This window comes from Bacteroides salyersiae WAL 10018 = DSM 18765 = JCM 12988, assembly GCF_000381365.1.
GTDB lineage: Bacteria > Bacteroidota > Bacteroidia > Bacteroidales > Bacteroidaceae > Bacteroides > Bacteroides salyersiae.
On the sequence record NZ_KB905468.1, the window covers coordinates 22,653 to 36,415 of the forward strand.

At 43.5% G+C, this 13,763-nt stretch carries 10 protein-coding genes; 2 read left to right on the plus strand and 8 right to left on the minus strand.

Going from position 1 to position 13,763, the window contains the following annotated elements:
- Positions 1–3: 3 nt before the first annotated feature.
- The 3 genes from HMPREF1532_RS18040 to HMPREF1532_RS18050 are packed head-to-tail and all read right to left on the minus strand — an operon-like array spanning position 4 to position 2,951.
- Positions 4–1,095, minus strand: coding sequence for a leucine-rich repeat protein (locus HMPREF1532_RS18040; RefSeq protein WP_005933196.1), 1,092 nt, complete (start codon positions 1,093–1,095; stop codon positions 4–6).
- A 24-nt stretch (positions 1,096–1,119) separates the two neighbouring features.
- Positions 1,120–1,653 (minus strand): leucine-rich repeat protein, encoded by a 534-nt coding sequence (locus HMPREF1532_RS18045; RefSeq protein ID WP_005933199.1) that lies wholly within the window; start codon positions 1,651–1,653, stop codon positions 1,120–1,122.
- A gap of 59 nt (positions 1,654–1,712) precedes the next feature.
- The gene (locus HMPREF1532_RS18050; protein WP_005933202.1) at positions 1,713–2,951 is read right to left on the minus strand and encodes a T9SS type A sorting domain-containing protein; all 1,239 of its coding nucleotides are present in this window, start codon (positions 2,949–2,951) and stop codon (positions 1,713–1,715) included.
- Positions 2,952–3,742: 791 nt separating this feature from the next.
- Here HMPREF1532_RS18050 and HMPREF1532_RS18055 point away from each other — a divergent pair.
- Positions 3,743–4,399, plus strand: coding sequence for an HAD family hydrolase (locus HMPREF1532_RS18055; RefSeq protein ID WP_005933205.1), 657 nt, complete (start codon positions 3,743–3,745; stop codon positions 4,397–4,399).
- Between the two features lie 82 nt (positions 4,400–4,481).
- Entirely contained in the window at positions 4,482–5,822 is a 1,341-nt protein-coding gene (locus tag HMPREF1532_RS18060; protein ID WP_227096914.1) for an MATE family efflux transporter, read from the plus strand.
- 169 nt (positions 5,823–5,991) lie between these two features.
- On the opposite strand, the gene HMPREF1532_RS18065 is transcribed toward HMPREF1532_RS18060, so the two are convergent.
- The 5 genes from HMPREF1532_RS18065 to HMPREF1532_RS18085 form a co-directional block, all read right to left on the minus strand.
- On the minus strand, positions 5,992–6,600 hold the full coding sequence (locus HMPREF1532_RS18065; protein ID WP_005933210.1) for a TetR/AcrR family transcriptional regulator: 609 nt from the start codon (positions 6,598–6,600) through the stop codon (positions 5,992–5,994).
- Positions 6,601–6,621: 21 nt separating this feature from the next.
- Positions 6,622–7,998, minus strand: coding sequence for a TolC family protein (locus HMPREF1532_RS18070; RefSeq protein WP_025819780.1), 1,377 nt, complete (start codon positions 7,996–7,998; stop codon positions 6,622–6,624).
- Positions 7,999–8,028: 30 nt separating this feature from the next.
- Complete coding sequence (locus tag HMPREF1532_RS18075) at positions 8,029–11,226, minus strand: efflux RND transporter permease subunit (protein WP_005933217.1); 3,198 nt, start codon at positions 11,224–11,226, stop codon at positions 8,029–8,031.
- 138 nt (positions 11,227–11,364) lie between these two features.
- Positions 11,365–12,483, minus strand: coding sequence for an efflux RND transporter periplasmic adaptor subunit (locus HMPREF1532_RS18080; protein WP_005933221.1), 1,119 nt, complete (start codon positions 12,481–12,483; stop codon positions 11,365–11,367).
- 21 nt (positions 12,484–12,504) lie between these two features.
- A complete protein-coding gene (locus tag HMPREF1532_RS18085) occupies positions 12,505–13,707 on the minus strand; it encodes a multidrug effflux MFS transporter (protein WP_025819778.1) in 1,203 nt (400 codons plus the stop codon).
- Between the last annotated feature and the right edge of the window lie 56 nt (positions 13,708–13,763).

Below are 13,763 nucleotides of genomic sequence, written 5' to 3' on the forward strand. Positions count from 1 at the left end.
AATTTATTTATGGAGTTTTATCTTTTCCCTTGTTCCATCTTCATAAACCACCTCTAAGAGTAATAATCCATGTGACAGATTATCTATTTTTAAATTACACGAATTATCATTTATGATTTCTTCTAATAATAAAATACCATTTAATGCATATAATCTTACTTCTGATATTTTCCGCATACCCGTTATATTCAAGTTGTCACCATCTAAAAAAACTCTCAAGCCAGATAATGAAATGTCATTAACTGAAGCCGGATTGAGTTTGTGATTTATATCCCTAAACTTCATCCAGCCCGGTGCATAGCAATAAGCATCGAAACTCTCTTTAGGAACATACAATCTTGTCCAGTATGTATTCGCAAATGGATAGCCAATCAGCACAGGAGGTACAATTGCGTTACAAACAACTACATCCATGTCCCGATATTCCAAATCCCAATCAAAATCATTATCACGATTGGTTTCTTGATTATTTCTACCGACAGGCACACGTGGTTCTACCCAAAAAGCACCTTCCTCTACTGTTTTTAGAGTTGACGGCAAAGTTACACTATACAAAAAAACTCTATCAAACGCTAATCTATTTATTACTTCAGTACCTTCCGGAATTACATATTCTGTGAAATATGTAGGATTTTCAGATTCTTCTTGTGATTTTTCTCTTCTTGGAGGATAACGTAACAGCTTCTTTTGATCCATAGAAAAAAGAACATTGTTTACCACTACACAATCAGCACCATCTGACACATAAAATTCCCGTATTGGAGATTCGTAAAAAATATCCCTACCCACAATCGAGGGAAAATTACTCCAAGTCACAGCCTTTAAAACAAAACATTTAAAAAAAGCATTGTTTCTTATCTCCTTTAAAGAAAAAGGTAAAATAATATGTGACAACAATTCTACTTGATCAAAAGCCTCTGTTTCAATTATCTGTGTCCCTTCCGGAACCACATACTCTTCATCCACTTTATCTTTCGGATATTTTATCAACGTCTTCCCATCCGCAGAAAAAGTGACCCCATCAACAACCATATTCTGAGAATATAACAAGGTACCCCAAAATGTAAACAATAAAAGACATGTAATTTTTTTCATAACATTCTATTACTAATTAAATATTCAATTTGATAACTTTTCCATCGCCATCTTCATATATCCATAACGGAAGTAACAATCTTGAAAAGCATATCTATCAATTATTTCAATATCTTCTAAATAACCACGTATATCTATAGGAACTATATGTACAGTTTTTCCATCTTTAGAATAAACAAAACCATCGTCCGATACTCGACAATAAGGATTGCTCTCAGTAACTTCAAAACGCCTATCATTGGGCCAAACACGATTTCCAATAATGGGGAATTTCCCTGTAAGAATGAAATCAGATGGACCATTATAAAACGCAGAATCGTTTATATGAGTTAATGTAGTTGGCAATGTCACTTTCCCTATTTGAGCTCCTACAAATGCTTTTCTATCTATGATTTCCGTACCTTCAGGTATTATATATTCTTTATAGAACTTGTCTGTAGGATACTTTATCAGAGTCTTTCCATCTATTGAGAAGATAACACCATCAGTCACTACATTTTGTGAATACGATAAAATGCCCCAAAATGTAAACAATAATAAACATATAATCTTATTCATAATATTCTATCATTCATGAATTACAATTTTACAATTACAATGGCATAGTTTTTATCCTATTAATTTGTTAAGATCATTCTTTTCACATCAATCACTTTGCTATCAACAATCAGAGAATACAGGTACATTCCGGCTTCCAAATGACTCCCCTCCAATACAATAGATCCCATACCTTTTTGAGTTAAAACAAATTGCTCGATTTGTTTGCCATTCATATCATAAATTAGCAAGTTAGCATTTTGTGCATCTTGCGGAATGACATATTTAATTACAGTATTATCACTAAATGGATTGGGAGTATTCTGAAACAATTCGGATTCTAATTTATCCATAAGACCGTCCTCGACTTCTCCATCTTCCTCATCTACACTTCTTGAGAGAGGAGATTGGCTTTTCGATTTCAGCCGGTTTATCTCTACCGTCAACTCCTGAATGGATTGTACCAAGAGAGGAATCATCTCTATATAGTTTATACTTAAATCTCCCTGTTCGTTTTCATAAACGAGGCTGGGATATTCCTCCTTTAATTCTTGGGCAATAAGGCCATAATGAACCCGTGAATAAATCAGAGCTTCATCCGCCGAGAGCTGCACAGCCGGAGCTACCGTATCAGTGGCAATAAAAGTAGCTGGGGCTGCCGTATTGAAAGGAGACTGCATATTATATTGAACTGTGTTCAACCGGCTCAATTTCGTCATTGTGCCTTCTTCCGATTCCGATTGGGCGGATAGAGTTGAAAGATTGGTCGAAGTTGTTGCAGGAGTCAACAAAACACTATAAATACTACCAGTCACATACACATTTCCCCGGAAATAACCTGCATAACGACCGTTTATCGGCACACCATAATCACTATGAACAGAAGTACCATAGATGCCTGCACCATTGTTAGTTCCATAAAGCATTCCTAAAACACCATAGTTGTAACCTGATGTATAATTGCCTGCTGTACCGAACAAACCAAATCCCCTTCCACTACTTAAAGCGGAGTGAGAATATGCAGAGCCCAAAGTTCCCACATTAAATGTATGGGGTGACAACGCAATACCGGTATTGCAGCCTCTTGCCCAACCCGTTAATCTTTCCGTAGGATTGTGTATTGCCGTCAGAGCCATCGAGTTGGTCGATTCGATAATAATATCGCTATCGGCTTCTCCCTTACTATTCACACTTAATATGGATAAAGGAGCAGCAGTATCAGTTCCGATAGCTACTTTACCATCCGAACCCACTTTTACCTGTGCAAACACCAAAGAACACACCATTATCAGGCATGCGGAAATAATACATCGTTTCATAATAATTAAACTTAAATTGTTAAACATATTCATAAGTGTTCACAAGAAGTGGACGGTTAAAATTCAAACAAGCCTGCGGTTCATTATAACCGCTTCATGTCAAATACCGTAATCCCATTTCGGGATAAAACAAAAAAGGAAGAGTTTTTAAGGGAAGAGCTCGAAACCATAGTTTTCATACGCGCAGCAACAAAGACCCGCTACAGAGGTTGTTAAAGCGCTCCATGTAGATTAATGTCAGATGCATGTGGATAAACTTCATCAAGTTGATGATTTTCCAAATATCTGCATGTCAAAGGACTATTTTAGGCTATGTAAGTCCGTTTGGGCGTTTATTAAAAGTCAACTAAACAAATAGTCGGACTTTATTATATTCACTCCGAAGCATTTTCATTACAGGCTCAGAGAAGAGAACTTGTATCCCTACGTGAGCATGGTTGCCTATTTTTTAAATTTATCATAAAAATAATAAAATAAAACACAACTCAACTACAATAGTGTAATCATTTAACATATATTGTCCTGGAAAATCAATTATAAAAGAAAAAGATGAATTTTAACGTTTTTATCGGGTAAACTACATGTTATTTTCAACTATTATGTATTTGAAAAATAATAAATTCTTCCTGCCAATAAGAACCGTTATAAGCATACAACATATACGACAAAAAATTCCAATAATTGAAAACAAAAATTATTGAAACCTCATTTCTTGATTTATATCATTGCCCGTCTACCTTTCTTTTTCCACCTTTGCATATATAAATCCAAATCCATCTAACCATTCTGTTATGAAATACTCTGGTGTGATATTCGACTTTAACGGTACATTGTTCTGGGATACTCCCTTACACAATAAAGCTTGGAACATGTTTCTGGAAAAACGGGGCATGCATTTGTCCGATCATGAGTTCTTCGCCACCTTTCACGGAAAGAATAACAGGGATATTTTCAACAGTCTTTTCCAACGCGAACATCCGGCAGAAGAGATACGTGCGCTCGTTGATGAAAAAGAGACTTTATACCGGCAATTATGCCTGGAAACCGAAATGATGCTGGCACCGGGTGCTCCTGACTTCCTCGATTTTCTTCAAGAAAGAAAGGTTCCGTTCACCATTGCCACCGCTTCCGACAAAGAGAATGTGGACTTCTACTTCGAGCATTTGGGAATAGGCAAATGGTTCGATTACGACAGGATAGTGTACAACAACGGACAGATAAAAGGAAAACCCGATCCACAAATTTACCGGATTGCCATGTCGGTGATTGGAAAACAACCGGACGAAGTAATTGTTTTTGAAGATGCTGTTGCCGGACTTCAGGCGGCCAAGAATGCGGATGCAGGATGCATTATTGCCGTCAACTCAAATAATGACGATTATTCCGACTGGGCAGATTATCTAATTATTCGTAATTTTGATGAAGTAGACCGTAATCTGATCGTCTAATGCCACCCGTATATCCGCAGGGATGCGTATCTTTGTACGAATTTACAAAGCGATAAAGACACGGAAGTGCCGCCTTACAGCGATGAAGAAAGATAATTTTACACAGATGACTACCGCTCCCATTCCGGGATTAATCGGTAAACTGGCCGTACCGACAATTATCAGTATGCTGGTCACCTCCTTTTATAATATAGCAGACACTTATTTCGTCGGGAAGATCAACACACAGTCGACAGCAGCAGTAGGCATCGTGTTCTCCGTCATGTCTATCATTCAGGCTGTGGGATTTTTTTTCGGACACGGATCGGGAAACTACATCTCACGAAAGTTGGGAGCACAAGAAACGGATAATGCGGAAAAAATGGCGGCTACAGGATTTTTCTTTGCCCTGTTCATGGGAGTAGTCATTGCCGTTGTCGGCTTGTTGCTGTTAACGCCACTCTCCGTCGCATTGGGGTCTACCCCTACCATCCTGCCTTACACAGAAAAATATTTAGGCATTATCCTGATCGGCGCACCTTTCATGACGGCTTCGCTGGTGCTGAACAATCAGATGCGTTTTCAAGGAAATGCCGCCTATGCCATGGTGGGTATCGTCACCGGTGCGGTAGTGAACATCGTGTTGGACCCGTTACTGATTTTCACTTTCGGAATGGGGATATCGGGAGCGGCATTAGCTACCATCATCAGCCAGATGTGCAGTTTCTCACTGCTACTGTATATGGCACGCCGGGGAAATAATATCATCATCCGATACAAGCATTTCACCCCTACCTGGAGATTTTTCAAAGAGATTATCGACGGAGGAACCCCTTCCCTCTTTCGTCAGGGCCTGGCATCGGGATCTACTATCTTATTGAATGTGGCGGCCGGTAATTTCGGAGATGCCGCCATTGCCGGGATGTCTATCGTCACACGGGTCTGTATGTTCATCAACTCTTTCCTTATCGGATTCGGACAAGGATTCCAGCCCGTGTGCGGATTCAATTACGGAGCAGGACTGAACAGTCGCGTACGGGAAGGATTCTGGTTTTGTGTAAAAGTAGGATTTATTTTTCTGCTGACCGTCACAATCACAGGAATTGCCTTTGCACCGGATGTGATAGAACTTTTCCGTAAAGGAGATGCAGAGGTTGTCTCCATAGGATCGGCAGCATTGAAATGGCAATTTATTACCTTGCCTCTCGGTTCATGGATCATTATGAGTAACATGATGCTGCAGACTATCCGCAAACCGGTACGTGCCACACTACTCTCTTCGGCACGCCAAGGACTGTTCTTCATTCCGCTTATCTTCCTGTTGCCCCGCTTCTTCGGACTGCAAGGAGTGGAAATGTGCCAGGCAATGGCAGACTTACTTTCTTTCCTGTTGGCCATACCGTTGACATGCAGTGTACTGAAAGAGCTGAAAACGGATAAATAATGTGCCAATGCGGCAATATGCCAATGTGCCAATTGGCTGCGCTGTCTTATTAATGTGCCGATTGGCTGCGCGTTTTATTCATTATTGATTTCAGGAAATAAAATCTATAAAAAAAAGACGCAGCATCTTTGCATCAAGTTGCTGCATCTTTTTTAAAATATTGAAGAGATCAGGCATGTACTGCAAGATCATGTTCTTCCATATATTCATCAATCAAAGGAATAGCATTCGTCCGGAATATACCACGCAACAACGCTTGACAAAACAACCATTGTGTAGTATAACGTGCACCACGCAAACTATTCTCATAAAGAAGGACAAGCAAATCATTCGCAAAGCGATCGGGATCGACATCGGGAAGCAGATATCCACAGGCCTTACAACGATTTAATACATCTGCAAATTGCTGCAACCAGAAATATTCTTCTCGCTTCGAGAACGATTGGTAATCCGTCTCCTGTGCCAAATCGGTCAGTAGCACCCTTCCCATAGAATACATCAGATCGACATACCCGCCAACAATATCGAACAACGTTTTCACACACGACCGGTCATTATCTGCCCGGGCCAACAGAGTCCGTTTTTTTTCCCCAGCAATGTCTGCCAGACAAATCTGTACAAGACAGACCTTGCTGGGAAAGAGTTGGTAAAGTGTTCGTTTCGACATCCCTAACCCTTGAGCAATGATATCCATTGTCAAACGGCTGATACCTTGACGAATCATCTCTCGCTTCGTATGATCAACAACAAGCCGACGGGTTGTTTCGGCTTTCATCATAATACCTCCTCTCTGCCTGTTTTACATTCGCCCGCCACCAAGTGCTTGATATAGGGTGATAACTCCTTGAATTTCGGTAAACCGGTTGGCTACCTGAGAGAGTTGCGCATTGAGTAATGTCTGCTGGGCAGTCAAGACCTCCAGATAGGTAGTGTTGCCGTGCTGCATCAGCAAGCGGGTACTGCGGGCGGCATTTTCCAATGAAGCTACCTGCTTGTCGAAGTAAATGGATTTGCTGCGTGCAGTTTGTACCTGCGTCAAAGCATCATTCACTTCGCTTCCGGCAGCAAGCAATGTTTGCTGGAAAGCTAAACTCGCTTCTTCCTGCTGTGCTTTCGCTATCTTCAGTTGGGCGATATTAGCTCCCTTGTTAAACAAGGGTTGCGTCAACGATCCGAATACCGAAGCCAGCAGTTTGCCCGGATTCACAATCATCGAACCGGCACTGTTGGTCCAGCCTGCACTACCACCCAATGTAATGGAAGGATAGAAAGCCGAACGGGCGGCATTCGTAGAATAAAAGGCCTGTGCCAGTGAAAGTTCGGCACTCCGCACATCGGGCCGGTTGGATAACATCTGCAAAGGAATTCCCGTAGCAAAAGTCTCCGGTAACTGCTGTCCGGCAAGTTTACCACGCTGAATATCATGGGGGACCTCGGCCAGAATCAATGACAAGCTATTTTGCGTCTGGTTGATTTGCTCTTTCAAATCGAGCACGGTAGTACATATATTGTAATAGGTAGCCTCGGTTTGTGCCAGTCCGGCTTCTGTCACCATGCCGGCAGCTTTCATGGCACGGGTGGCAGCCACACTCTCCTTCCAGGCTTTTTCGGTAGCTGTTGCAATTTCATATTGGGCATCGAGCATCAACAACGTGTAATACACGTTTGCCACCGATGCCACCAATTGTGTCTGTACCGCCTGTTCATATTCCCGGCTTTGCAGAAGCGCAGCTTTCGCACCCCGTTTGGCATTGGTCAGACGTCCGAAGAGATCGATCTCCCATGAAGCAGTAGCAGGCAACGAATAAGTCTTGGTAGCCTTTGCACCGTCAAAACTACTGATAGAACCTTCCGGCGCCAAAAACAGAGACGGCAGATAAGAGAGTTTGGAAGTCATCAAGGCCGCTTCCGCTTCTTTCACCCGCAATTGGGCTGTCTGCAAATCGGTATTACGAACCAACGCCGAATCAATCAATGTCTGCAAAAAAGGATCGGAAAAAACTTCCCGCCACGCCAGATTGCCAAAGTTGGCAGTATCGGCTGTCTGGGCAGCACTCTCATCAGTGCTGCCATACAGTCCGTCCGGTACTTCCGAAACAGGTTTATATTTGGAATAGATGCCGCAACTGCTCAATGTAAAAGCAACGGCTACAAACAATAAAATTTGTTTTCTCATATTTCGTATCTTCATAATTAGCTCTATTTATTATTCTTTTCCGGCTTCCCTTTTCTCCCGGTCACTTTCCTGCTTTTCTTCTGCAATCTGCCAATCCTGAGACGGTTCGGCCTGCACGGGATGTAGCTTTTCCTGAAGCCATTGGAAAGCAATGAAGAGCGAAGGTACAATGAAAAGCAATGCCAACGTACCGACAAACATACCGCCTACGACACCGGTTCCCAATGAACGGTTACCGTTGGCTCCTACTCCACTGGCTACCACCAGAGGGAAAAGACCGAATATCATTGTCAACACTGTCATCAAAATAGGACGGAAACGGGCTTTGGCTGCACTCACGGCAGAAGCGATCAGCCCCATACCGGCCTTACGACGTTCGGCTGCATACTCTGTCAGCAAGATAGCGGTTTTGGCAAGCAAACCGATCAACATGATAAGCCCTGTCTGCAAATAGATATTGTTCTCCAGTCCGAATATACGGGCAAAAAGGAAACTACCCATCAGACCGCACGGCACACTGAGCAACACGGCAAACGGAATGATGAAACTCTCATAAAGGGCACTCAGAATGAGATAAATCATCAGGAAGCAAATGGCAAAGATGATAATTGTAGTACCGCTCTGCTGATTTTCCTCACGGGTAATACCTCCATAGTCATAGCCATATCCCTTAGGCAAGGCTGTTACGGCCGTCTCCTGTACGGCACGCATGGCATCACCCGTACTGTATCCCTCGGCCGGCATGGCATTCACTGCAATAGAATTGTACATATTGAAACGGCTCAACGTTTCGGCGCCATACACACGGGTTAAAGTCACAAACTGACTGAGCGGTGCCATCTCTCCATTGGACATGCGTACAAAAGTATTGTCCAACGATGCCTCATCCAGACGATATTTAGGATCGGATTGTATCATCACTTTATAAACCTTCGAGAAACGATTGAAGTTGGATACATATTGTCCGCCGTAATATCCTGATAAAGTACTGAGTACCTGATCGGCAGTGATGCCTGCACGTTTACACTTGGAAGGATCTACCTCTACCATCCACTGCGGATAGCGCACATCAAATGTGGAGTAAGCCATAGCAATCTCCGGACGCTGGTTCAAAGCACCTAAATATTGCTGTGTAGTCTGGAAGAAAGTAGTCACATCACCTCCCTGTTTATCTTGCACATGCATTTCCAAGGCATTACCCATACCGTATCCCGGAATCATACCCGGAGAAATGGCAAATACGGTAGCATCCTTAATATCCATCGTACTTCCATAGACTTGCTCGATAACCGCTTGTACGTTATCCTCCTTCCCCGGACGTTCGTCCCAAGGTTTCAGTTTCAAGATCAACATACCGAACGAACTACCCTGCCCGGACAATAATCCGTAGCCGGCCACCTTCTGTACATGTTTCACCTGCGGAATTGCTTCCAAACGCTTTTCGATGCGTGTAATCACATCATCGGTTGTTTTCAACGAACTACCGGCAGCCGTACTTACATTGACAAAAACAACCCCTTGGTCTTCATCGGGCACAAGACTGGTTTTAGTCGTATTCATCAGGAATGCCAGCAGAATAATGGAACAAACCAGCAATGACCATGTCAGCCATCTGCGTTTGATAAAGAACAATACAATATTCTTATATTTCTCTACCACCACGTTAAAAGCAGCATTGAACGCCTTACGGAAACGGGCGGCAAAGTTATTCTTCTGTGTTCCGTCTTCATTAATATAAGGTTTGAGCAATAATGCACAAAGTGCCGGGCTCAATGTCAGGGCGTTCACAGCCGAGATACCTACGGCCACCGCCATTGTCAATCCGAACTGGGTATAGAAAGTTCCGGAAGTACCACTCATAAACGATACCGGAATAAATACCGCCATAAACACCAGTGAAGAGGTGATAACTGCATTGCTAATTCCCTTCATGGCATCGATACTGGCCATATAAGAAGATTTGTAGCCTACATCGAATCGCGCCTGCACGGCCTCGACGACGACAATGGCGTCATCCACCACCGTACCGATCACCAAAACAAGAGCAAACAAGGTTATCAGGTTGATACTGAAACCGGCCAATGCCATGAAAGCAAACGTACCGATAAGCGATACAACGATTCCTACCAACGGAATAAGTGTAGAACGGATATCCTGCAAGAACACATATACCACCAGAATAACCAAAATAATGGCCTCGATCAGTGTCTTAACCACTTCATGAATAGATGCATAAAGGAAGTCATTGGATGACATCAGCTGCGTCAGCTCTACCCCTTTCGGCAAATCCTTCCGTGCCTCTTCCAAAAATTTATCAATATTGTTGTTCACCTCCGTCGCATTGGAGCCGGCCGTCTGGAAAACCATACAGGACACACCATTGTGTCCGTCCGTGGTACCCTTGTAGGCATAACTTTCCTGTCCCAGTTCCACTTCGGCAATATCTTTCAGTTTCAGTACTTCACCATTGTCTGTAGAACGGATTACGATTTCACCGAATTCCTCCGGAGTAACCCTACGCCCTTTGAACTTCATGGTATACTGATAAGTCTCATCCGAATTCTCACCGAACGAACCGGTAGCCGATTCGATGTTCTGCTCGGCCAACACGGCAGTGACATCCGAAGGAATCAGTTTATACTGTGCCATCACATCCGGTTTCATCCAGATACGCAAACTATAGTCACCACCCATAATCATCATATCACCCACACCACTGATACGGAGAATCTCCGGTTTCAGGTTAATACTGATATAGTTGGCAAGAAATGCCTCATCGTAAGAGTCGTCCGGGCTATGCAGAGAGAACATCTGAAGAATACTCGTCTGACGCTTGCTGGTGGTAACACCCACCTGAGTCACTTCTGCCGGAAGCTGCCCGGTGGCCTTAGAAACACGGTTCTGCACATTCACCGCTGCCATGTCGGGATCAGTACCCTGTTTAAAATAGACCGTAATGGTAACCGATCCCGCATTCGTAGCAGAAGAGGTCATATAAGTCATGTCTTCCACACCGTTGATGGCCTCTTCCAACGGAGCAATCACACTTTTCTGCAAAGTCTCTGCACTGGCGCCGAAATAGCTGGTGGAGACCATAATAGTTGGCGGCGCAATATCCGGATATTGTTCTACGGGCAAGGAGAACAATCCGATGATGCCGACAACGACAATCGTTATGGAGATGACGGCGGATAGTACCGGCCGCTCAATAAAAGTTCTTAAATTCATATAATCGTTCTATCTAAATTATTATTTAGCACATTATCCAATTACCACATTATCCCATTGCCATCACATCGATTCATTATTAATTCTTTCACTCTTAATTCATTAATTGGCACATTGGCATATTGGCAAATCAGCGCATTATTTATTATTATTCTTTGCCTTGATCGGTGTCCCTTCACGGAGCAATCCCACTCCTTCGGTCACAATGACTTCACCGGCTGTAAGCCCCTCATCAACAATAAATTCTTTACCACCGTTCACACGGGTTACCTGTACAGGAGTTGACTGTGCTTTGCCGTCTACCACTTTATAGACATAAACTTTGTCCTGTATTTCGAATGTCGCTGCCTGCGGAATGACCACCGCACCGTTTTTCTGAACAGGGATAACCACATTACCTGCACCACCGCTATGCAATAATCCCTCCTTATTGGGGAATACGGCACGCAGACTCACAGTTCCTGTCGAACGGTCTATCACACCACTGATCGTTTCGATTTTCCCCTTTTGCGAATAAGCCGAATTGTCATTCAACATCAGATCGATTTCGGGCATCTGCTTCAACGCTTCCTCTTTGGAACCGTAACGCCGGATAAGATTGAGCAATTGATTTTCCGTCATAGAGAAATACACGTACATGTCGGAATTATCCGAAACGGTAGTCAAAGGTTCCGGAAGGCTGGCACTTACCAAAGCCCCTACCCGGTAAGGCAACGTGCCCACTACCCCGTTCGACGGGCTTTTCACAACTGTATATGACAAATTGTTACGGGCACTTACCTCCTGTGCTTTCATCTGCGCCAATTGGGCTTTAGCTGTCAGCAATGAATTATGCGCCGTACTAAGATCGAATTCCGAAACCACATTCTGGCGGAAAAGTTCCTGTTTGCTGTCATAAGTCAACTGTGCCGTAGCAAGTGAGGCCTCAGCAGCCTTCACATTGGCTTGGGCTGTCTGCAAAGCAGCTTCGTAAGCCACTTGGTCAATGATAAAAAGAGTCTGCCCCTGACGTACGTGTTCTCCTTCGGTGACACACACCTTCGTAAGAAAACCGGATACCTGCGGATAGATCTCAATGTCTTGCCGTCCACGAATGGTGGCAGAATAAACACTTGTCAGCGTTCTGTCCGCCGGAGCGATGGTCATTACTTCGTATTCTGCCTCTACCTGAGCGGGAGGTGCCTGCTGGCAACTTGCCACTACCAAACAGCAAACGGCCAATGCCGTTTGCAACAATCTGTTTACCTGATTCTTCATGTTCTAACTATTAAAAAAAAACTATTTATATGATGTGTTCTGAAAAAAAGTATGAGAAGTCGCCATTAATAAAAGCCCTACCAATCCGCACGTTGCACAACTGGCTATGACAATTACCCAACTTGTAGCAACCGAAACCTCGCCCAGTCCCACTAACGGAGCTACCAAACCGGCGAAAGTAAATTGAAAGAATCCCAACATCGCCGAAGCATTCCCCGAATTCTTTCTTTCCAATGCCAATGCCAGCGAGGTAGAGGTGGGCAGCACCATGCCCACACAAAAAAGCAATACCAAAAATCCTATTTCTATCGCAACCACAGACCAGCCGCCCATCAGGCAAACGGCCAATACAAGCGAAGCTATCAGCAGACAACAGGCTCCTATACCCAATGCCCGTTCTTCGCTTCCAAATCTCGGAACTATCAAATTTCCCGTCATAATCGCCAATCCGTTGAAAGCAAAACAAACGCTGTACATCACCGGAGTTAACCCGTATTCCGTCTGAAAAATAAACGGGGATGAGGAAATATATGCAAACAATACTCCCATTGCAAACGACTGTATCAGCATGTAGCACACAAAATGCTTATTACCCAACACCGAACGAAAATTTGCAAAAGTGGCCAGTACACTCCCTGTTTGCCTGCGTTCTTCGGGCAACGACTCGCGAAAACGGAAAGCAGCCGCCAAGATCGCCACACCAATTAAAAGAAGTACTGCAAAAATACCCCTCCAGTCTGTTATCCCTAACAATAATCCACCGGCAATAGGAGCTACAATCGGTGCCAACCCCTGCACAGCACTCAGCATGGCAAAAAAACGAGTGAATTCTTTTCCTTCATATAGATCGACAGCTATCGAACGGGAAATCACTACTCCTCCGGCAGCAGCAATACCCTGCAAAAGACGGAAACAGATAAATGTAATCACGTCCCGGCATAATAAGCAAATAAGCGTGGATACTACAAACACCGTCAAAGATAAAATCAACGGACGACGACGCCCGTACTTATCACTCAACGGACCGATAACCAGCTGCCCGGCAGCCAAACCGATCACGCCAAAAGTCAAACTGAGTTGTATCAGGGAAGTAGTCGTACCGAAATATTCCATCAATTCCGGAAAAGCCGGCAGATACAAATCGGTCATAAACGGGCCGAATGCCGACAGCAATGCTGCAAATACAAGGACAAACCTTCTTGAATTATATTTCCTATTCTCCATTTTTCTACTTTTTTTGATCGTGGCAAAGGTAACGGCTTTCTTCGGATGAAAACTTT